23 protein-coding genes are annotated in these 20,226 nt (G+C 71.5%); 10 read left to right on the top strand and 13 right to left on the bottom strand.

The genetic code is table 11. From position 1 onward, the window contains the following. Positions 1-4: 4 nt before the first annotated feature. From IF19_RS0117965 to IF19_RS0117980, 4 genes are read right to left on the bottom strand one after another with little or no spacing between them, the layout of a single operon-like run. Positions 5-1,327 carry an NADH-quinone oxidoreductase subunit D gene (locus IF19_RS0117965; protein ID WP_030112933.1) on the bottom strand — a complete coding sequence of 441 codons (1,323 nt, stop codon included), beginning with the start codon at positions 1,325-1,327 and terminating at the stop codon, positions 5-7. After that, on the bottom strand, positions 1,327-2,049 hold the full coding sequence (locus tag IF19_RS0117970; protein ID WP_030112934.1) for an NADH-quinone oxidoreductase subunit C: 723 nt from the start codon (positions 2,047-2,049) through the stop codon (positions 1,327-1,329). The genes IF19_RS0117965 and IF19_RS0117970 overlap by 1 nt, the downstream gene beginning before the upstream one ends. Further along, complete coding sequence (locus tag IF19_RS0117975) at positions 2,046-2,600, bottom strand: NuoB/complex I 20 kDa subunit family protein (protein ID WP_030112935.1); 555 nt, start codon at positions 2,598-2,600, stop codon at positions 2,046-2,048. The genes IF19_RS0117970 and IF19_RS0117975 overlap by 4 nt, the downstream gene beginning before the upstream one ends. A gap of 18 nt (positions 2,601-2,618) precedes the next feature. Continuing rightward, on the bottom strand, positions 2,619-2,978 hold the full coding sequence (locus tag IF19_RS0117980) for an NADH-quinone oxidoreductase subunit A (protein WP_003967084.1): 360 nt from the start codon (positions 2,976-2,978) through the stop codon (positions 2,619-2,621). A 979-nt stretch (positions 2,979-3,957) separates the two neighbouring features. Here IF19_RS0117980 and IF19_RS0117985 point away from each other — a divergent pair. Both IF19_RS0117985 and IF19_RS0117990 read left to right on the top strand, forming a co-directional pair. Next, entirely contained in the window at positions 3,958-4,821 is an 864-nt protein-coding gene (locus IF19_RS0117985; protein WP_030112936.1) for a C40 family peptidase, read from the top strand. A gap of 176 nt (positions 4,822-4,997) precedes the next feature. Then, on the top strand, positions 4,998-5,519 hold the full coding sequence (locus tag IF19_RS0117990; protein ID WP_030112937.1) for a GNAT family N-acetyltransferase: 522 nt from the start codon (positions 4,998-5,000) through the stop codon (positions 5,517-5,519). 12 nt (positions 5,520-5,531) lie between these two features. Here IF19_RS0117990 and IF19_RS0117995 read toward each other — a convergent pair whose 3' ends face one another. Further along, on the bottom strand, positions 5,532-6,098 hold the full coding sequence (locus IF19_RS0117995) for an ATP-binding protein (RefSeq protein WP_078580652.1): 567 nt from the start codon (positions 6,096-6,098) through the stop codon (positions 5,532-5,534). A gap of 285 nt (positions 6,099-6,383) precedes the next feature. Here IF19_RS0117995 and IF19_RS0118000 point away from each other — a divergent pair, with 285 nt between their 5' ends. The 3 genes from IF19_RS0118000 (at position 6,384) to IF19_RS0118010 (ending at position 8,028) form a co-directional block, all read left to right on the top strand. Next, positions 6,384-7,193: a helix-turn-helix domain-containing protein gene (locus tag IF19_RS0118000; protein WP_306340469.1), complete on the top strand. Its 810-nt coding sequence runs from the start codon at positions 6,384-6,386 to the stop codon at positions 7,191-7,193. Between the two features lie 10 nt (positions 7,194-7,203). Further along, positions 7,204-7,404 carry a DUF397 domain-containing protein gene (locus IF19_RS0118005; protein ID WP_030112940.1) on the top strand — a complete coding sequence of 67 codons (201 nt, stop codon included), beginning with the start codon at positions 7,204-7,206 and terminating at the stop codon, positions 7,402-7,404. Positions 7,405-7,587: 183 nt separating this feature from the next. After that, positions 7,588-8,028, top strand: coding sequence for a hypothetical protein (locus IF19_RS0118010; protein ID WP_030112941.1), 441 nt, complete (start codon positions 7,588-7,590; stop codon positions 8,026-8,028). On the opposite strand, the gene IF19_RS0118015 is transcribed toward IF19_RS0118010, so the two are convergent. Continuing rightward, positions 7,934-9,145 carry a Cmx/CmrA family chloramphenicol efflux MFS transporter gene (locus IF19_RS0118015; RefSeq protein WP_030112942.1) on the bottom strand — a complete coding sequence of 404 codons (1,212 nt, stop codon included), beginning with the start codon at positions 9,143-9,145 and terminating at the stop codon, positions 7,934-7,936. The two genes, IF19_RS0118010 and IF19_RS0118015, sit on opposite strands and share 95 nt — an antisense overlap. A gap of 639 nt (positions 9,146-9,784) precedes the next feature. Further along, on the bottom strand, positions 9,785-9,961 hold the full coding sequence (locus IF19_RS1000000137695; RefSeq protein WP_167345082.1) for a hypothetical protein: 177 nt from the start codon (positions 9,959-9,961) through the stop codon (positions 9,785-9,787). 353 nt (positions 9,962-10,314) lie between these two features. Here IF19_RS1000000137695 and IF19_RS0118025 point away from each other — a divergent pair, with 353 nt between their 5' ends. Continuing rightward, positions 10,315-10,929: a CGNR zinc finger domain-containing protein gene (locus tag IF19_RS0118025; protein WP_030112943.1), complete on the top strand. Its 615-nt coding sequence runs from the start codon at positions 10,315-10,317 to the stop codon at positions 10,927-10,929. A gap of 39 nt (positions 10,930-10,968) precedes the next feature. Here the strand turns inward: IF19_RS0118025 and IF19_RS0118030 are convergent, their stop codons facing one another. Beyond that, positions 10,969-12,252, bottom strand: coding sequence for a geranylgeranyl reductase family protein (locus tag IF19_RS0118030; protein WP_030112944.1), 1,284 nt, complete (start codon positions 12,250-12,252; stop codon positions 10,969-10,971). 97 nt (positions 12,253-12,349) lie between these two features. Here IF19_RS0118030 and IF19_RS0118035 point away from each other — a divergent pair, with 97 nt between their 5' ends. Continuing rightward, positions 12,350-12,877 carry a GNAT family N-acetyltransferase gene (locus tag IF19_RS0118035; protein ID WP_030112945.1) on the top strand — a complete coding sequence of 176 codons (528 nt, stop codon included), beginning with the start codon at positions 12,350-12,352 and terminating at the stop codon, positions 12,875-12,877. Positions 12,878-12,927: 50 nt separating this feature from the next. On the opposite strand, the gene IF19_RS0118040 is transcribed toward IF19_RS0118035, so the two are convergent. The 5 genes from IF19_RS0118040 to IF19_RS0118060 all read right to left on the bottom strand — a co-directional run bounded on the left by IF19_RS0118040 (position 12,928) and on the right by IF19_RS0118060 (position 17,426). Then, entirely contained in the window at positions 12,928-13,620 is a 693-nt protein-coding gene (locus IF19_RS0118040; protein WP_030196686.1) for a demethylmenaquinone methyltransferase, read from the bottom strand. A gap of 30 nt (positions 13,621-13,650) precedes the next feature. Continuing rightward, a complete protein-coding gene (locus IF19_RS0118045; RefSeq protein WP_030196685.1) occupies positions 13,651-14,577 on the bottom strand; it encodes a TauD/TfdA dioxygenase family protein in 927 nt (308 codons plus the stop codon). A 35-nt stretch (positions 14,578-14,612) separates the two neighbouring features. Further along, positions 14,613-15,431 carry an ABC transporter ATP-binding protein gene (locus IF19_RS0118050; protein ID WP_030277652.1) on the bottom strand — a complete coding sequence of 273 codons (819 nt, stop codon included), beginning with the start codon at positions 15,429-15,431 and terminating at the stop codon, positions 14,613-14,615. Beyond that, positions 15,415-16,467 (bottom strand): taurine ABC transporter substrate-binding protein, encoded by a 1,053-nt coding sequence (locus IF19_RS0118055; RefSeq protein ID WP_030112951.1) that lies wholly within the window; start codon positions 16,465-16,467, stop codon positions 15,415-15,417. The genes IF19_RS0118050 and IF19_RS0118055 overlap by 17 nt, the downstream gene beginning before the upstream one ends. Positions 16,468-16,529: 62 nt before the next feature. Next, on the bottom strand, positions 16,530-17,426 hold the full coding sequence (locus tag IF19_RS0118060; protein WP_030112952.1) for an ABC transporter permease: 897 nt from the start codon (positions 17,424-17,426) through the stop codon (positions 16,530-16,532). A 611-nt stretch (positions 17,427-18,037) separates the two neighbouring features. Between IF19_RS0118060 and IF19_RS1000000138290 the strand changes: the two genes are divergently transcribed. The 3 genes from IF19_RS1000000138290 (at position 18,038) to IF19_RS0118075 (ending at position 20,219) form a co-directional block, all read left to right on the top strand. Next, on the top strand, positions 18,038-18,382 hold the full coding sequence (locus IF19_RS1000000138290; RefSeq protein WP_030112953.1) for an STAS domain-containing protein: 345 nt from the start codon (positions 18,038-18,040) through the stop codon (positions 18,380-18,382). A gap of 124 nt (positions 18,383-18,506) precedes the next feature. Further along, entirely contained in the window at positions 18,507-18,896 is a 390-nt protein-coding gene (locus tag IF19_RS0118070) for an ATP-binding protein (protein WP_306340471.1), read from the top strand. A gap of 387 nt (positions 18,897-19,283) precedes the next feature. Further along, entirely contained in the window at positions 19,284-20,219 is a 936-nt protein-coding gene (locus IF19_RS0118075; RefSeq protein WP_030277654.1) for a DUF3152 domain-containing protein, read from the top strand. Positions 20,220-20,226: the final 7 nt, after the last annotated feature.

Below are 20,226 nucleotides of genomic sequence, written 5' to 3' on the forward strand. Positions count from 1 at the left end.
GTGGTCACCGGTCGACGCCTCCCATCACGGGGTCGATGGACGCGACGGCGACGATGACGTCGGCGACCTGGCCGCCTTCGCACATCGCCGCCATGGCCTGCAGGTTGGTGAACGACGGGTCGCGGAAGTGGACCCGGTAGGGGCGGGTGCCGCCGTCGGAGACGACGTGCACGCCGAGTTCACCCTTGGGGGACTCGACGGCGGTGTACGTCTGGCCGGGCGGGACCCGGAATCCCTCGGTCACCAGCTTGAAGTGGTGGATCAGGGCCTCCATGGAGGTGCCCATGATGTTCCGGATGTGGTCGAGCGAGTTGCCGAGTCCGTCCGGGCCCAGCGCGAGCTGGGCGGGCCAGGCGATCTTCTTGTCGGCGACCATGACCGGGCCCGGCTCCAGGCGCTCGATGCACTGCTCGACGATGCGCAGCGACTGGCGCATCTCCTCCAGGCGGATGAGGAAGCGCCCGTAGGAGTCGCAGGTGTCGGCGGTCGGGACGTCGAAGTCGTACGTCTCGTAGCCGCAGTACGGGTCGGTCTTGCGCAGGTCGTGCGGGAGTCCGGCGGAGCGCAGCACCGGGCCGGTGGCGCCGAGCGCCATGCAGCCGGCGAGGTCGAGGTAGCCGACGTCCTGCATGCGGGCCTTGAAGATGGGGTTGCCGGTGGCGAGCTTGTCGTACTCCGGCAGGTTCTTCTTCATCGTCTTCACGAACTCGCGCAACTGGTCGACCGAGCCCGGGGGCAGGTCCTGGGCGAGGCCGCCGGGGCGGACGAACGCGTGGTTCATGCGGAGCCCGGTGATCAGCTCGAAGAGATCGAGAACCAGTTCACGATCGCGGAAGCCGTAGATCATGATCGTGGTCGCGCCGAGCTCCATACCGCCGGTGGCGATGCAGACGAGGTGCGAGGAGAGCCGGTTGAGCTCCATCAGCAGCACGCGGATGACGGTGGCCCGGTCGGGGATCTGGTCCTCGATGCCGAGGAGCTTCTCCACGCCCAGGCAGTACGCCGTCTCGTTGAAGAACGGCGTGAGGTAGTCCATGCGCGTGACGAAGGTGGTGCCCTGCGTCCAGCTGCGGAATTCGAGGTTCTTCTCGATGCCGGTGTGGAGGTAGCCGATGCCGCAGCGGGCCTCGGTGACGGTCTCGCCGTCGATCTCCAGGATGAGGCGGAGCACACCGTGCGTGGACGGGTGCTGGGGGCCCATGTTGACGATGATGCGTTCGTCGTCGGACTTCACCGCGGATTCGACGACCTCGTCCCAGTCGCCGCCGGTGACCGTGTACACGGTCCCCTCGGTCGTGGCGCGAGGTGTTGCATGGGGAGTGGTCATCAGGAGTACGACCTCCGCTGGTCCGGAGCCGGGATCTGGGCGCCCTTGTACTCGACGGCGATGCCGCCGAGCGGGTAGTCCTTGCGCTGCGGGAAGCCCTGCCAGTCGTCCGGCATCATGATCCGGGTGAGGGCGGGGTGCCCGTCGAAGACGAGCCCGAAGAAGTCGTACGCCTCGCGCTCGTGCCAGTCGTTGGTCGGGTAGACCGCGACGAGCGACGGGATGTGCGGGTCGCTGTCCGGGGCGGACACCTCCAGCCGGATGATCCGGCCGTGGGTGAGCGAGCGCAGGTGGTAGACGGCGTGCAGCTCGCGGCCCTTGTCGCCCAGGAAGTGGACGCCGCTGACGCCCGTGCAGAGTTCGAAGCGCAGGGCGGGGTCGTCGCGCAGGGTGCGGGCGACCTGGACCAGGTGCTCGCGTGCGATGTGGAAGGTCAGTTCACCGCGGTCGACGACGGTCTTCTCGATGGCGTTCTCGGGGAGGAGGTCCTGCTCCTCCAGGGCGCCTTCGAGTTCGTCGGCGACCTCGTCGAACCAGCCGCCGTACGGCCGCGAGGCGGCTCCCGGCAGGGTGACGGTGCGGATGAGGCCGCCGTAACCGGAGGTGTCGCCGCCGTTGTTCGCGCCGAACATGCCCTTGCGGACGCGGATGACCTCGCCGCCGGTGTCGCGCGGTGCGGGTACGGCGTTGTTCTCGCCGTTGGCGTCGGTGTTCTCGCTCACCGGAGCAGCCCCTTCATCTCGATCAGGGGCAGTGCCTTGAGGGCCGCTTCCTCCGCCTCGCGGGCGGCCTCCTCCGCGTTGACCCCGAGCTTGGTGCCCTGGATCTTCTGGTGGAGCTTGAGGATGGCGTCCATCAGCATCTCGGGACGCGGCGGGCAACCCGGCAAATAGATATCGACCGGGACAATGTGATCTACACCCTGAACAATGGCGTAATTGTTGAACATACCGCCTGATGAAGCGCAAACCCCCATGGAGATGACCCACTTGGGATTCGGCATCTGGTCGTAGACCTGCCGCAGGACGGGCGCCATCTTCTGGCTCACCCGTCCCGCGACGATCATCAGGTCGGCCTGGCGCGGCGATCCGCGGAAGACCTCCATTCCGAACCGGGCGAGGTCGTAGCGGCCGGCGCCGGTCGTCATCATCTCGATGGCGCAGCAGGCCAGTCCGAACGTGGCCGGGAAGACGGAGGACTTCCGCACCCAGCCCGCGGCCTGCTCGACCGTGGTCAGAACGAAGCCGCTCGGCAGTTTCTCTTCGAGTCCCATGGTGTGCCCCTCAGCCCCTCAGTCCCATTCCAGGCCGCCGCGACGCCACACATACGCGTAGGCGACGAAGACGGTGAGCACGAAGAGCAGCATCTCCACGAGCCCGAAGATCCCCAGGGCGTCGAAGGAGACCGCCCAGGGATAGAGGAAGACGATCTCGATGTCGAAGACGATGAAAAGCATCGCCGTCAGGTAGTACTTGATCGGAAAGCGGCCGCCTCCGGCCGGAGTCGGGGTGGGTTCGATGCCGCACTCGTACGCTTCGAGCTTTGCCCGGTTGTACCGCTTGGGGCCGATAAGCGTGGCCATGACCACGGAGAAGATCGCAAACCCTGCCCCGAGGGCGCCGAGCACGAGGATGGGCGCGTAGGCATTCACGCTCCTCGCTCCTTCCAGTCGTCCTTGACCTGTGGACCGCATCGGGCGACCGGCTCGCTGCCTCACCAAGATCGTGCACATGTGAGGCAGTTCACAAGCCCGACTGCCCCGCATCCTATGCCCGGCCCCCTGTGATCTGCGACACGGGGTACAGCAACGGCTTTGTGATCTCCACCACCTGACGAAGGATCATGAAGTCGTATGAGCGGTGATCTTCGTACGCGAAGCGGCCGAGTGATCACGAGACGTGACATTCGACGGTGTCACCGCTGGTCAAAGGCGTGGTGCGCTATCAATGGACAGCCACTACAAGCAAATTGGCGGTGAACGTGCTTGAGGTGATAAGGGATGCACGCCTCCCTCGGTGCCCCCCGCCGCCCCCCGGCGCCCCCCGGCATCCACCGACATCCGCCCGGATGAGGAGCGGCGGGGAGCGATGGGACATGTGCACGCATTCACGAAGTACCGGGGCGGCGACGCGGGGCGCCCTTCGCGGACTGCGGGGCGAGTGCATCGCGCGCCCTTCGCAGACGACGGGGCGAGCACATCACGCACCCCTCGCGGATCGCGGAGCGCGTGCTTCACGCGCCATCAGGCCACGCGTCGCGCCGACCGTTGGGGCGGCCGTCCGACGCCCGCCGACCGGCCGACCACCGGAAGTCGGCCAACGGGAGGCGGCGACGCGGATCGCACCCGCGCGGGTTGCCCGCCCCGGCACTCGCCCGCCGTGACCTGCGCCACACGCACCCCCTTCACAGGAAACCGGGCTTGGCCATCAGTGTGAACGGGTGGTAGGTGACGGGCAATTCGGGCGTATTACCGAAAGGCGGTGATCACCGCCTTGATCACCGCCGTCCGATTTGCCCGTTACGGCGTCAATAAAGGCGCTCAGAAAGCGGATTCGGGGATTCCGAACGTAACTGTGTCGCAACACACGTTTCTTGATGGGACCCCTACAGCCCTGATAGCGCTAGTACCCATGTCCCACACCGCTCACATACCCAGCCACCGGAAGCCCCGCCAGCGCGCCTCGAAGTCGGCCCTGCGTGCCGGAGTTGCCGGTGGCTTCCTCAGCACCATCGCGGTCGCGGGTGCCGCCGGTCCGGCCCAGGCCGAGCCGGTGACCCAGACCATCGAAATGCCCACCATCGCGTCCAACTTCTCCGCCGCCGCTGCCGCCTCCGCTCAGGCCACGCAGCAGCTCGCGCTCGACATCGAGAAGCAGGCGGACCAGGACGCGGCCGCCGCGAAGGCCGCGAAGGACGCCAAGAAGGCCCACGCCGAGGCCGTCCGCAAGGACGAGGCCAAGAAGAAGGCGGAAGCCGCCGAGAAGAAGGCCAAGGCCGAGGCCGAGGCCAAGGAGCGCGCCGAGCGCGCCTCCCGGTCCACCGAGCGCACCACGCTCAGCGCCTCCACCGGCTCGTCGGGCTCGTCCTCCTCGGGCAGCTCCGCCTCCGCGCCGTCCTCCTCCTCTTCCTCGAACGTCAGCGGTTCCGCCGCCTCCATCGTGGCGTTCGCCAAGGCCCAGGTCGGCGACGCGTACGTCTCCGGCGGCACCGGCCCGAACGCGTGGGACTGCTCGGGCCTGGTCCAGGCCGCCTACCGCACGGCCAACATCGACCTGCCGCGCGTCTCCCAGGCGCAGTCGACCGCCGGCACCCAGGTATCCCTGGACAACCTGCAGCCCGGCGACATCCTGTACTGGGGCGGTGCGGGCAGCGCCTACCACGTCGCCATCTACATCGGCGGCGGCCAGTTCGTCGGCGCGCAGAACTCCAGCACCGGCACGGTGCAGCGCTCCATGGACTACGACCGGCCGACCGGCGCGGTCCGCGTCCTCTGACGCGCGGCGCCCGAGGGCGCTCCGATACACGGCCGAGGCCGCCGCTCCCCCGCTCGGGGGCGGCGGCCTTCGCCGTGTGTGCCACGAGCCGCGCGGGTCGCCCCGGCGCCCCGCCGCCGCCGCCGCACGACAATCCACGTGCGGTCCGGTCGTCCCGCCTGATACTCCTGCCTGCCATGGACGACCTTGTGACAGAGCGACTTGTGCTGCATCCGATGACCCTCGGCGAGGCCGAGCGCGTGGTGGCGGGCAAGTCGGACAGCGACGCCCGATGGGCGCCCGGATATCCCACGGAGGGCGACGTGTCGGCCGCCACGCGCCTGCTGAGCACCTCCGCGATCAGCGGTGATCCCCAGCCGTTCGGCACCTACGAGATCCGTCGCCGCGACGACGGCCGGGCTATCGGCGGCGTGGGCTTCCACGGGCCTCCGGACGTGAACGGGAGCGTCACGATCGGCTACGGCCTCGTCCCCTCCGCGCGAGGTGAGGGACACGCGTCCGAAGCCCTCCGCGGACTGCTCCTGTTCGCGCGAGCGCACGGCGTCACCCGGGTGAAAGGCGACGCCGACCACGACAACATCGCGTCCCAGCGCGTCATGACGGCAGCCGGCATGCGACCGGCCGGAGAGGACGAACGCGTCAGGTACTTCGAGATCACCTGGACCGACACGGCAGCGGACACGGACCCGCGCCCGTAGCGCTGCGTTCGCCTAATGCGGGGCCTGGGCCTGGGCCTGGGCAGCGTCAGGCCGCATCTCGTTCCCGGGCTCGGCAGCGCCGACGCGGCAGTCGGCCTCGGTGCCGGACTCGGGCTCGGGCTCGGGCTCGGGCTCGGGCTCGGGCTCGGTGAGGACGAACCAGACCGTCTTGGTGCGCCGGGCCTTCACCTTCCGGGTGCTGCTGCCCCAACTGGCCGCAAGCCCGTTGACGACGAGGAGACCCCGGCCGCCCTCGCCCTCGGGGCGGACCAGCGGTTCGGGCAGCGGACCCGTGTGGTCGTTGGTCACGTGCACCGCGACCTCCTCCCGGCCCACCAGCACCTCGACCCGGACCAGTTCGGATCGCGTGTGGCAGTACACGTTGGACACCACCTCGCTCACGCAGAGCCGGGCGTCGTCCGCGAGCCCGGCGTGCGCGCCGGTCCGGAGCAGGGCCCCGACGAAGTCCCGCACGATCTTCGCGGCGAAGGCGGAGTTGGGCATCGCGAGCTGATAGCCCTCGCAGGACGAGGGGAGGGCGTACGGGAAGGGAACAGGTGGAGCGAAGACGGGTGGCATGGGGTCTCCCTACATGAGCCGGTCGGAAGCGCTGCCCGTCTGCCGTGGCTCCGGCTGCCCTCGAAGGGGAGACAACCACCCCCTAGGCAACTGCACTTCGGCGTGGTTCGACGTACTGCGCCACGCGCCGAAGGTAGGGCACAACAGTGGGACGGCACAACAGTGGGACGGCCGTAGCACCCATTCGAGTGGACCTGAGGCAGGATGGGGCGGCACACTCAGTACCTGTACGGAAGAGAGGGCCTGATGCCGCCAAGAAGCTATCCGACCGCGAGGCAGCGGCGGTTGGGCGCGGAACTGCGCAAGCTACGCGAGCGGGCAGGCATGTCCGGCGGCGAGGCCGCCGCGTTCCTCGGTGGCGAACGCGCACAGATCAGCCACATCGAATCCGGGCGATACGGCGTGAGCGATCAGCGGGTACGCCGACTGGCTGCCCACTATTCCGCCAACGACAAGCACTTGGTGGATGCTTTGGCAGCCATGGCCGAGGAACGCACCAAGGGATGGTGGGAGGAATACCGGGGAGTGCTGTCGCCAGGCTTTCTCGACCTGGCGGAGCTCGAACACTGGGCGCTCTCCATACAAGCCATCGAGATGCTCTACGTACCCGGCATTTTCCAGACCGAGGCGTACGCAACATCTCTCCTGCGCGGGGGAATTGCCAATCTCCCGACTGCCGAATTGAACGCGCGCGTTGAGCACCGCATGAGGCGCCGCGAGATTTTCGACCGCCCTCAGCCAACTCCGTATGAAGCGTTCATCCACGAGGCCGCCCTCCGCATGAGGTACTGCGACGCCAGAACGATGAGCCGACAACTGGAGTACCTGTGCGAACTCTCGGAGTGGCCTTCTGTGACCATCCGGGTCATTCCGTTCGCCGCACAGATCACCGGGTCAGTGCACTCGATGGCCTATGCAGGGGCAACGATCCCCGCACTCGACACAGTTCAGGTCGACAGCGCATTCGATTCAGGTTTTCTCGACGCGGAGGCTCAGCTCGCGAAGTACCGGGAGCTAATCGGCTCGGTCGACTCGATCTCACTCAGTGAGGCGAAGTCGAACGATTTCATCCAGCGCATCGCACAGGAAATGTGAGTCTATCGGCATGACCGAGGCAATCAACTGGCAGAAGTCTTCCTTCTCGGGTCCGGACGACAATCAGAACTGCATCGAACTGGCCCCCGTAGACGGCATGATTCAACTACGCGAGAGCGATGATCCTCACGTGATCGTCACCACCAGCACATCAAAGCTGCGGGCGTTCCTCTTGGGCGTAAAGGCAGGCGAGTTCGACCATCTGATCTGAGCCGCCCTGTGACGCCCTTCGACACCTGCCCCTGGACGGCGAGGGGCGCTCACATGTTCGGGCGCACCATTGGGGCGTAACACCCTTGCGCCTGCCGTAGCTACAGAGCTACCGTCACCGACGTTGGACCGGGCGGCCCTGTGGGCGCCCGGTGCCCCGGACGTTGCGATCGGACGGTCGACCATGCGCACTTCGCCCCGCACCCTCCCCCTCGTACAGGCCCATCGGCAGCGCGGGTTCCGGTTCGAGGTCCTGCGGTACGGGCCGGCCGACGGGTTCGTCCCCGAGCCCGTCGACCTCCGGGTCCTCGCCACCCCTCGTGACGCCATCCGCGTCCTGCGCGTACAGCTGCGCTCCAGCCACGTCCTCGGGCTCACCCCGCACGAGGCGGGGCGAGCCCTCCACTTCTCGGAGCAGGGCGGCTGGGTGTCCGCGCTCGGCGCCCTGCACCGGGGCGAGGCGTGCGGGTTCACGTTGATGCTCCGCAAGGGGCGGCACATCGAGTGGCATGTGCGCCCCCTCCTCTACCTCAGCCTCGACGCCCCGCCTCCGCCCGGCCGACCGCACGACCCGATGCAGGGGCACCTCCCGTACGCCCCGTCAGCCCCCGCGCCCCTGCCGTGAGCAGCGCCAGGACCATCAGCAGGGCGCTCACCCAGACGGGTCCCCGGTAGCCCAGGCCGGCGTCCAGCGTCAGGCCGCCCGCCCACGGGCCCACCGTCGCGCCGAGGTTGAACGCCGTCGTCGAGAAGGCTCCGGCCAGCGTCGGGGCACCGGGGGCCAGGCCCAGGACCCGGGTGATCAGCGCGGTGCCCGTACCGAAGGCGAGCATGCCGAGCAGGGGGATCAGCACCAGTACGAGCACCGGGTGGGCCGCCGCGAGGGCGAGCGCCGACCAGCCGAGGACAAGCGCGGTCATGCCCGTGGCGACGACCGCGACCGGACGGGCATCGGCGAACCGGCCCGCCACCGTCACCCCGGCGAACGACCCGGCCCCGAAGAGCGCCAGGGCCACCGGCACCCAGCCCGCCCCGAGCCCCGTCTCCCGGGTCAGCAGCGGCTCCAGGTACGAGAACGTGCAGAACGTCGCCCCCTGTACCAGGGCCATCGTCAGCAGCACGGGCCGCAGCCGGGGGCCGGTCAGCACGCGCAGCTCGTCGCGTACGGGGACGGGCGCGGCGGCCTCCTCCGTACCCCGGCCGCCCGGGACGGCGCGCAGCACCGCGACGGCGGCGGGCAGCGAGACGAGTGCGACGGCCCAGAAGGCGGACCGCCACCCCCAGTGCTCCCCCAGCACCGCGCCGGCCGGGACGCCCACCACGCAGGCGATCGTCACCCCGCCGACCACGACGGCGGTGGCCCGGCCCTTGAGCCGGTCGGGTACGAGCGCGACGGCGGTCGTCAGGGCCACCGCCCAGAACCCCGCGTTGGCGAGGGCCCCGACGAACCGGGTCGCGAGGAGCACCCCGTAGCTCGGGGTGAGTGCGCCGACGACGTGGACGGCGATGAACACGGCGAGGAAGAACAGCAGGGCGCGGCGGCGCGGCCAGGCGCGGCCGGCCAGCGCCATCAGCGGCGCGCCGACGACCATCCCGACGGCGAAGGCCGAGGTGAGGAGGCCGGCGGAGGAGAGGGAGACGCCGAGGTCGGCGGCGATGCCCGAGACCAGCCCGGACAGCATGAATTCGGAGGTGCCCTGGGCGAAGACCGCGAGCCCCAGGACGTATACGGCGAATGGCATGGGTGAGTACCCCTTGGACGGAACGTCGCGTGGACAGACAGACCGGAGGGCGGGATACGGGTCGCGCGGACGCCCGGACGGGGCGGCGCGAGAGGTGCCCGGCGGCGACCGGACCCGGCGGTGTGCTGTGCCGGGGGTCGGCCGGTGGCACGAACCCTGCGTACGGAGGTGACGCGAGGGGGGAACGGCCCGTACCCGCGGTGGTCCGGCGGGCGTGGAACCGTGGCGAAGGGGGCCGGGGACCTGGAGGGTCAGCCGGCGACGCTCAGCGGGAACACGGCCACCGGCGCACCGGTGGCCGGAGTCTGTCGGACTCGGGGCTGGACATGGAACGGGAGCCTACCGCCCGGGCGCCGGGGACTCCAGCGGCTTATGAACGGGGCGGGGCGACGGGGCGCGGCCTCCAGGCGGATCGACGCGTACGGAGGCCGTACGGGGGCGGCCGCACGGCGCGTACCCCGGGCGAGCCGAACGGGTACGGAGGTCGTACGGAGCCGGCTGCGTGGGCACGTACCCCGGGCGAGCTGACGCGTACGGAGGCTGCGCGGAAGCGACTGCGCGGGGCGCGTGCCCCCGGCGGCCGGGGGCACCTCGCCGTTCGAACGGACCGGCCGGCGGCGGCCTGGCCGGTCGGGCCGGTCAGCGGCGGCGGGAGCGCTGCTTGGTCCGCTCCGGCTCCCTGGCCGAGGTCGTGGGCGCGGGCGGAGCGTCGTACGCGGTGTCGAAGTCCTCGTCGTCGTCCATCGCGGTCAGGTCCACGGTGAAGCTGGGCTCCAGGAAGAGGCCCTGGTGCTGGGGCAGAGAGGCGGTCGTCATGGCTGTCAGTCCTCGGGGTCGCAGCGCTTTACCGGCTGTCTGTACCCCGCCGGCCGCGTTCGATGTGAGTGTGCATCAAGAAAATATTCGGTGCGCCCCGCGTGACGCCGCTGGCAGCGGTTCGGGGGGGCGGACGCCGGCCGGTCGATCCGTGCGGACGGTTACCGGGGGCGCGCAAATCATCGCACACGATCACCTGGGGTGCCGTGGATTAACCCGGGCAGGAAGCGGAATGGCGGCTTCGGAAACACCGGCACCGCCCCTACCGGCCACCTAATGTTAATACGTGGTTTGACATTAGGACTTTAGGCTGGAGAGTACAGGCGTTCAGAAGACGGCGAGGGGAGCCACTCATGACACAGCGGCCCGTGACGGAACTCGCGAACACCATCCGCCTCGGCGGGGACGGCGGCGTCCTCGACGAACTGGGCACGGTCGGGGCGACCGGCAGATGGATCCGTCGTCAGGCCGGGAACGTCGGCGGCATCGGGGGACTGATCGTGGACGAGGAAGTGAGGCAAGCGGTCCTCGTGGTGCGCGGAGCGGCGAGGTCGCTGTTCGCGCGGGCGGTCGATCCGGCCCCACCCAGCCCCGTCGACGCCCATCGTCTGATGCCCGCGGGCGAGGCGCTGGCCGCCCTGAACGACGCGTCCGCCCGGGAGTTGGTGGCGCCGCAGCTCCGCTGGCCCACCGAAGGGCCGCCCTCGGCCACCCTGTCCTCGGCGGAGGCCGACCCGCGGGTCCGACTGATCGCCGCACTGGCGCGGGACGCCGTCGACTTCCTGAGCGGGCCGCAGCGCGAGCACCTGCGGGCCTGCCACGCGCCGCGCTGCGCACGGTACTTCGTCCGCAGCCACGGCCGGCAGGGGTGGTGCACCCCGGCCTGCGGCAACCGCGCCCGGGTCGCCCGCCACTACGAGCGGGCCCGGGAGGCGGCCGCCAACGGATCAGCGCCTCCCGCTTTCTGACGGAACGTCACATCACGACTCGACCGGCGCCGGGCGGCGTCACGCCTTCGGGGCCACCTTCGACAGGCCGTTGATGATGCGGTCCATCGCGTCGCCGCCCTGCGGGTCGGTCAGGTTGGCCAGCATCTTGAGCGTGAACTTCATCAGCAGCGGGTGGGTCAGGCCGCGCTGGGTGGCGACCTTCATGACCTTCGGGTTGCCGATCAGCTTCACGAAGGCGCGGCCCATCGTGTAGTAGCCGCCGTAGGTCTCCTTGAGCACCTTCGGGTAGTTGTTCAGGGCCAGTTCGCGCTGGGCCGGGGTGGCGCGGGCGTGCGCCTGGACGATGACGTCGGCCGCGATCTGGCCGGACTCCATGGCGTACGCGATGCCCTCGCCGTTGAACGGGTTGACCATGCCGCCCGCGTCACCGACGAGCAGGAGGCCCTTCGTGTAGTGCGGCTGGCGGTTGAAGGCCATCGGGAGGGCCGCGCCCCGGATGGGCATCGTCATGTTCTCCGGGGTGTAGCCCCAGTCCTCCGGCATCGAGGCGCACCACGCCTTGAGCACCTCGCGCCAGTCCAGCTCCTTGAAGGCGGAGGAGGAGTTGAGGATGCCGAGGCCCACGTTGGAGGTGCCGTCGCCCATGCCGAAGATCCAGCCGTAGCCGGGCAGCAGCCGGTCCTCGGCGCCGCGCCGGTCCCACAGCTCCAGCCAGGACTCCAGGTAGTCGTCGTCGTGGCGGGGCGAGGTGAAGTACGTCCGCACGGCCACGCCCATCGGGCGGTCGTCGCGGCGGTGCAGGCCCATCGCGAGGGAGAGCCGGGTGGAGTTGCCGTCGGCGGCGACGACGAGCGGGGCGTGGAAGGTGACCGGGGTCTTCTCCTCGCCGATCTTCGCCTCCACGCCGGTGATGCGGCCGGTGCGCTCGTCGCGGATGGGCGCACCCACGTTGCAGCGCTCGTACAGCCGGGCGCCGGCCTTCTGCGCCTGCCGGGCGAGCTGCTCGTCGAAGTCGTCGCGCTTGCGGACCAGCCCGTAGTCCGGGTAGGAGGCGAGTTCCGGCCAGTCGAGCTGGAGGCGGACGCCGCCGCCGATGATGCGCAGGCCCTTGTTGCGCAGCCAGCCGGCCTCCTCGGAGATGTCGATCCCCATGGAGACGAGCTGTTTCGTGGCGCGGGGCGTGAGCCCGTCGCCGCACACCTTCTCGCGGGGGAAGGCGGTCTTCTCCAGGAGCAGGACGTCGAGTCCGGCCTTGGCGAGGTAGTAGGCGGTCGTGGAGCCGGCTGGGCCCGCCCCGACGACGATCACGTCCGCGCTGTTCTCGGTCAGGGGCTCGGTCACGGTCGGATCTCCCGAAGACTCGAATTCGCGTGCCGCGCGGCACATGTCCCGTGCAGTCTATGGGGGCCTGCAGACCAACCCTCCGAAGGGCTCCCACATGTCGATCGCGCCTGCCACGCCCCACGCCTCGGCCCCCGCCGTACGCCTCCGTGTCCCGACCGACGAGGACGCCCTGACCTGGTACCGGGTGTTCGACGACCCCGAGGTGATGGAGTTCTTCGGGGGCCGCCGGGCCGACCTCTGCGACTACGAGGAGCTGACCGCGCGCCAGCGGCGGCACGACGCGGAGCTGGGCTACTGCCTGTGGACGCTCACGGACGAGGAGGACGCCGTTCTCGGGTTCACCGGGGCGCAGCCGTGGCCGCACGCGCACTACGGCCCGGTCGGAGCGATCGAGATCGGCTGGCGCCTCGGGCGTACGGCGTGGGGGCGCGGGTACGCCTCCGCCGCCGCCCGCACCACGCTGGAGCGGGTACGGGCGGCGGGGGTGGGCGAGGTCGTCGCGATGGTCCACGAGCGGAACGCCCGGTCGATGGCGGTCGCGGAGCGGCTCGGGATGCGGCGCGCCGAGTCGTACGACACCCCTCGCGGGCAGGTGGCGGTCTGCTTCCGGCTGGAGCTGTGAGGCCCCGGAGGTGACCGATGGCCCGACCCGCCGGTAGCGGCGGGGGGGCCTCAGGCGCGGGTGGCCCGGTGCAGGGCCACCACGCCGCCCGTCAGGTTGCGCCAGGCGACCTTGGACCAGCCCGCCTTCTGGAGCAGTGCGGCGAGCGCGGGCTGGTCGGGCCAGTCGCGGATGGACTCGGCGAGGTAGACGTACGCGTCCGGGTTGGAGGAGACCGCGCGGGCGGTCGGCGGGATCGCCCGCATCAGGTACTCCGTGTAGACCGTGCGGAACGGGGTCCAGGTCGGCTGGGAGAACTCGCAGATCACGACCTTGCCGCCGGGCTTCGTCACCCGGTACAGCTCGCGCAGGGCGACCTCGGTGTCCTGGATGTTGCGCAGCCCGAAGGAGATGGTGACGGTGTCGAACGTCTCGTCCCGGAACGGCAGCTTCATGCCGTCGCCCGCCGTGAACGGCATCCAGGGGTGGCGCTCCTTGCCGACCTTGAGCATGCCGAGCGAGAAGTCGCACGGCACGACGTAGGCGCCCGCCTTCACGAAGGGCTGCGAGGAGGTCGCCGTGCCCGCCGCCAGGTCCAGGACCTTCTGGGCGGGGCGGGCGTCGACCGCGCGGGCGACCGCCTTGCGCCACAGCCGGGCCTGGCCGAGCGAGATCACGTCGTTGGTCAGGTCGTAGTTGGCCGCCACCCCGTCGAACATCGAGGCGACTTCGTGCGGCTGCTTTTCCAGGGAGGCTCGGGTCACCCTTCCATTCAAGCAGCCGCGTCCCCGGGATCAGCGGGGGCGGTCGCCCGCGATGGCGACGCGTTCCGCGACCCGGCGGTGCGGGGCGTAGTCGTTGACGGCGTAGTGCTGGGTGGCCCGGTTGTCCCAGAACGCGACGTCGCCCGCCCGCCAGGAGAACCGCACCTGGTACTCCGGGGCGTGGGCCTGCTGGAAGAGCAGCCGCAGCAGCCGGTCGCTCTCCTCCTGCGCGAAGCCGACGATGCGCGTGGTGAAGGAGGCGTTGACGAAGATCGTCCGGCGGCCGGTGACCGGGTGGCGGCGCACCACCGGGTGCTCGACCGGCGGGAACCGCTCCTGGTGCGCGGCCAGCCGCTCCGGCGGGGAGAAGCGGGCGAACCCGGGGATGAAGTCGTGCACCGCACGCGCCCCCTCGACGCGCTCCTTCACCTCCTCGGGCAGGTCGTCGTAGGCGGCGGCCATGTCCGCCCACAGCGTGTCCCCGCCGACCGGCGGCACCTCGCGGAGCTGGAGGACCGCGCCGAGGGCGGGGCGCTCGCGGAAGGTGACGTCGGCGTGCCAGACGTTCTCGAAGGTGGGGACGGCGGTGCGGTCGAGCCGGGCGACCTCCGGGTCGTCGCCGGTGGCGAGCAGCGGGTTGGTCTCCAGCTCGCCCCACTGCCCGGCGAACGCCCGCTGCTGGAGCGAGGTGAGGTGCTGATCGCGGAAGAACAGCACCTTCCACTCCAGCAGCGCCCGGTCCAGTTCGGCGCGCACGGCCGGGTCCAGGGGGCGGGTCAGGTCGACGCCGTGGATCTCGGCGCCGATGACCCGGCCGAGCGGGACCAGGCGGAAGCGCTCGTACGGGCGGTCGGTCCAGCCATCCGGGACCCGGCGCAGGGTGCGCGGGCCCTCGTACAGGCCGTCGGCGGGGATGCGGTGGGCGCGCAGCCCGGGGGGTGCGGTGGTGGTGGTCATGGTGCTCCTCCTCCGGTGGGGGTCGGGCGTACGGGTCAGCCGGCCGCTTCGCGCACCGCTGTGCCGATCTCGGCGCGCAGGGCGGCGTACGCGGGCAGGCCGCGCAGTTCGTCGGGGCCGGCTCCGGTGCGGGGCAAGCCGATGGGGAGGTCGAGGGCGACGGTCCCCGGGCGGTTGGTGAGGACGATCGCGCGGGAGCCGAGGAAGACCGCCTCGTCCACGCTGTGGGTGACGAACACGGCGGTGGTCCCGGTCTCGGCGCTCATGGTGCGCAGGTCCTCCTGGAGTCGTTCCCGGGTGAGCGCGTCGAGCGCGGCGAAGGGTTCGTCGAGCAGCAGCAGCCGTTTGCCGCCGGCCAGGGCGCGGGCGATGGCGACGCGCTGCTGCTGGCCGCCGGAGATCTGCCAGACCCGGCGTCCGGCGGTGCCGGCGAGTCCGACGCGGTCCAGCAGCCCCGCGACACGCTCCGGCCGTTCGGACCGGGGCACACCGGCGTACGCCAGCGCGAGTCCGATGTTGTCGCCGACCGTGCGCCAGGGGAAGAGGCGCGGCTGCTGGAAGACGATGCCCGCCCGGCCGCCGGGTTCGGGGCGCTCCCCGAACACCTCGACCGAGCCCTCGGCCGCGTGCTCGAAGCCGGCGATCAGCCGCAGCAGGGTGCTCTTGCCGCAGCCGGAGGGTCCGACGAGGACCAGGAACTCACCGGCCGGGATCTCCAGGGAGAGCGGGCCGAGCGCGGTGACCGCGTCCGGGCCCCTGCCGTAGGAGTGCCGCAGACCGCGTACGGAGACGACGGGGGCGCTCCCCGGCGGCTCGGGGGCCCGGGTCTTCTCGGTGTCAGGGGCTGACGGCATCGCTGAGCCCTTCCGTGTGGACGGCCTCGCGCAGGGCCTCGATGTCCGGTGCGGCGTCGATCTGCTTCTGGTCGACGAGGAAGCGCGCGGCGCTGTGCAGGTTGTCCGCGAGGCCGCCGGCCTTGCCGGGGGCGCCGAGCCACTTCGCGTCGGCCTGCTCGGCGGGCTTGAGGAAGATGCCCTGTTTCAGCTGGGAGCCCGCGTCGGCGGGGCTGATGCCGAGCTGCTTGCCCACGGAGGCCGAGGCGGCGGCGGGGTCGTCGTGGATGAGGTCGAGGGCGCGCGCCTGGGCCTTGCGCCAGGCGGGGAGGACGTCGGGGTGGGCCTTGAGGAAGCGGGTGGAGGCGACGCCGAGGTCGAGGGTCGGCTTGCCCGCGGCGGCGAGTTCGCGGCTGGAGACGACGACCTTCCCGGTCTTCTTCAGCTCGTCCAGCGTCGGCAGCCAGACGTAGGCGGCGTCGATGTCGCCGCGCGTCCAGGCGGCCAGGATGTCCTGCGGCTCCAGGTCGAGGAGCTGGACCTTCGAGGCGTCCACCCCGGCCCGGTCGAGGGCGGCGAGCAGGCTGTAGTGGGAGGTGGAGCTGAACGGGGTGGCGACCTTCTTGCCCGCCAGGTCCTTCACCGAGGAGATCGCGGAGCCGTCGCGGGCGACCAGCGCCTCGTTGTCCCCGGCGACGTCGAGCACCCAGGTGACCTCGTACGGGATGTTCAGCGGCGCGGAGAGGCCCCGGGCCACCGGGCTGGAGCCGATCGCGGCGAGGTCCACGGACCCGGCGACGAACGCGGTGTTGATGCTCGCCCCGGAGTCGAACTTGGTCCACTTGACGTCGTATCCGGGAAGCGCCTTCTCCAGCCAGCCCTTCTCCTTGACGATCAGGTCGCCGCTGGGGAACGCCTGGTAGGCGATGCGTATCGTCTTCCCGCCGTCGCCCCCGTCGCCGGAGCCGCCGCCCTGACCGCAGGCCGTCACCGCCAGCAGGGCGCCGAGCGTGACGGCGATCGAGGAGAGGCGGAGCGGGCCGCGTGTTCGGGGCATGGGTGTGTCCTTCGTACGGAAGTGGCTTGGGGCGGTGGGGAGTTGTGGCCGTGGGGGGTGGTCTAGGTGTGGCCGCGCCACGGGGCGAGGCGGTCGGACAGGAGGCGCAGGGCGGCGTCGATGAGCAGGCCGGAGACGCCGATGGCGAAGAGGCCGAGGACGACGGTGTCGGACTGGTTGTAGCGCTGGGCGTCCCGGATGAGGCCGCCGATGCCCGGCAGCCCGTTGACGGTCTCGGCGGCGACGACGGAGGAGTACGCGATGCCGAAGGCGAGCCGGACGCCGACGAGGATCTCGGGCAGGGCGGAGGGCAGCACGACGGAGGTGACGACCTGTCGGCGCCGGGCCCCGATCGCGCGGGCCGCCTCGACCAGGGCGGTCGGCGCGGACGCCACGGCGGAGGCGGTGGCGACGGCGACCGGCGGCATCGCGGCGATGGCCAGCAGCCACAGCTTGGGGGCCTCGTCGATGCCGAACCAGATGATGAGCAGGCTGAAGTAGGCGAGCGGGGGCAGGGTGCGCAGGAACGCCACGGCGGGCTCCAGCACCACCCGTACCCAGGGCAGCGTCCCCATGAGGACGCCGAGCACGAGCCCGGCGGCCACGCCCGCCCCGGCCCCGATGAGGATCCGGCGCAGGCTGATCCCGAGGTGCTCGACCAGGGTGTGCCCCTGGTAGCCGCGGACGCCGTCGTGGGTGCCGGAGGTCTCCAGCAGCGCCTGCCACACGGCGGCGGGCGAGGGCACCAGGACCGGCGACCAGAGCTGGAGCGCGGTCACCGTCTGCCAGAGGCCGAGCAGGACGGCGAGCGCGAGGACCCGCAGGCCGATCCGGCGCAGCAGCGCGGCGCGTTCGGGCCGCTGCCGTCCGGCGTCCGCGACCGGCGGGTCCGGGGGCACGGCGTCGGGCGGGGCCGCGGGGCCGGCGGTCCGTTCCCGCAGGGGCGGGGATGGGGGCATGGCGGGGTCTCCGGAGTCGTGGCGCGTCCGCCGGGCCGGTTGGGGAAGGCGGGCCCGGTGGACGGGAAGGACGGCGGCGGCCCTCGGGACCCGGCAGGGCGGGCCCGGCGGGACGCGGGACGAGGGCACGTGGGACGAGGGGGCGTGCGCTGACGCGCGGCGACGCGTCGGTGCGTGCCGGGGCACGACGGGACGCGGTCGGGGACGGGAGGCGATGCGGGGCGGTGCGGTCCGGAAGCGGCTCGGGCGCGGAGGGTGAAGCCGCTCAGGCGCGGAGAGCGGAACGGCTCAGGCGCGGAGAGCGGGTACGGCGCGGTGAGCGCGGCCGGCGGAGACGCGCGCGGGCATCAGGCGGGCATCGCGGAGGATGCCGCCGGCCGAGGGCATCAACAGGATGCGCTGGAGACGCGGCAGAGATCGATGTGGAGGCACTCCACCAGAAGGCGATCGACTGTCACGGGCGTTGTTCTAGCACAGCGTTTCCCGCCCGCACCAGGCGTCCGCCAGGAAGTGAGACGCCCCGCGCCCGTTCCGTGGACCGCTCACGGGGCATACGCGGACCGAGGGCCGGGGGCGCGGGAGGATACGGTGAGTGCAGGTGTGTGAGGGGAGTGGACGTGAGCGCGGCCCTGGAGACCGTCGGCGACGGTGTCGTACTGATCCGCGTCCGGGGCAACCTGGACAGCTGGGACGGTACGGCCGGAATGGCCGATGCGCTGGCAGCGGCGACGACCGGCGAAGGCCGGCTGACCGTGGTGGACCTGTCGGGCGTGGGGTTCGCCGACTCGACCGCTCTGCACGCCCTGCTGGACGGTCTGCGCGAGCACGAGAGCGCCGGGAGGCGCCTGGTGCTGGCCGGTCCGCTGAGCGTGAATGTGCGCCGCCTGTTCGAGGTCACCGGGACCTCGGACGCGTTCCGGTTCGCGGCCGACGTCGAGACGGCGATCGCCGGATGAACGGAAACCGCCTCACGGGCCGGCGTGCACCGCGGCCCGGCCGGGCACGTGACAGTCAACGATGTACGAGGGACACGAGATGGTGGAGCGCGGTTCGCATCCGGCCGGTGGGCTGGATGCGTCCGTGACCCGTCCTGTCCCGGCCAACGCGGCCGACGCGCGCGACGCCGTGATGCGGCTCCTGACGACGCAGTTCTGCGGCCCGGTCAGCGAGGGCCTGGCGGCCGACGTGGTCGTGGCCGACGCCCTGCTGGTCACCTCGGAGCTGGTGACCAACGCCGTACGGCACGGAGGCGGCATCACCGGCTTCGCGGCCGAGCTCACCGATGAGGGGCTGCGCCTCACGGTCATGGACGCCAGCCGCGAACTCCCGGTCGACAGCGCCGACGACTCCGCCCGCCCCGGTCGTATCGGGGGCTATGGCTGGCCGTTGATCCGCCGCCTCTCGCAGCAGGTCACCGTCACCCTCCAGCCCGGGGGCAAGCGCATCGTGGCCCTGATCCCCCTGACCTGAACGGCACGTTCCGGGGACCGATCCCCTGATCTGAACGGCGCATTCCGGGGGCCGGGCCCCTGACCTGAACGGCGCATTCCGAGCGGGGCGGGCCCCATCACGCCCCGCTCGGCGTCCCGTTGGGAGGCGACCCCGCCGTACCCTCCTCGAATCGATCTTCACTATTCTTCAACCTTTTCGGCACACGGACGCTCTGTAAGAGGGGAGGGGGCGCTCCGCGAGAGGGGGGCGGGGTGCTCGCGACCGCCTGCCATCTGCCGCCGCCCGCGCCTGCCGCACGTTCCCGCCTTCGTCCGGAACCCGGACCGTCCGCCCCGCCGTCCCTCTCCCCGCGCCCCCACCGCCGCACCCGCGCCCTGTCCCCGACGTACGGAGCCACGCCCCGCCATGCCGCGTCCCACCGCCCTGCCCACGCCCGACAAGGACACCTTCCGGCTGCGCGCGCTGCCGCCCCGGGCGCCGAGCGCCGGGGGCGGTGCTCCGGTCGCGCCGCGCTCCCGGTCGGCCGCCCGGTCGCGGTTGCGGCGGCGGCAGCGGAGCCGGCGGCGGGTGGCCGCGTTCGCCGTGCTCACGCTCGCGGTGCTGGCGGGCGCGGCGCTGCTCGTCGCCCGCCCCGGGGCGGACGGCGGCGGGCCGGTGGACGCGGCCCCGGCCGCCACGGCCCCGGCGGGCGGCCCGGACAACGCGGCGGAACCGCTCGCTGACGCCCCCGCTCCCCCGCCCACGCCCTCCGCCGGGGAAGGCGGGACGGACGCCGAGGAGATACCCGAGGCCGGGGACGGCACGTTCACCGTGGCGCGGGCGGGCGTCACGAAGAAGGGGAAGGGCAGCCCGTACCGGGTCGAGGTGGAGGACGGCATCGACGTGGACCCCGACCGGGCCGCCGAGGAGATCGCCGCCGTCCTCGCCGATCCGCGCGGCTGGGGGCACGGCGGCGAGCGGACGTTCCGCCAGGTCGCCGACGATTCGGCCGGACTGGTGATCCGGATCGCCACCCCGGCGACGACGGACCGGATGTGCGGTGCGTACGGCCTGAAGACGCGCGGCGAGGTCAACTGCCGGGGCGGCGAGAAGGTGATGGTCAACCTCAAGCGCTGGTTGCTCGGTTCGCCGCAGTTCGACGGGCCCGTCGCGGAGTACCGGGCGCTGATCGTCAACCACGAGGTCGGCCACTGGCTGGGGCGCGGCCACGAGACGTGCCCGGGGAAGGGGCGTCCCGCGCCCGCGATGATGCAGCAGATCGACGGGTTGAAGGGGTGCGTCGCCAACGCCTGGCCGTACGACGCGAAGGGCCGCTACCTGGGCGGCCCGAAGGTGCCCTGAGCCGGCC

The sequence above is a fragment of the Streptomyces californicus genome (genome assembly GCF_000717645.1).
Lineage (GTDB): Bacteria > Actinomycetota > Actinomycetes > Streptomycetales > Streptomycetaceae > Streptomyces > Streptomyces californicus.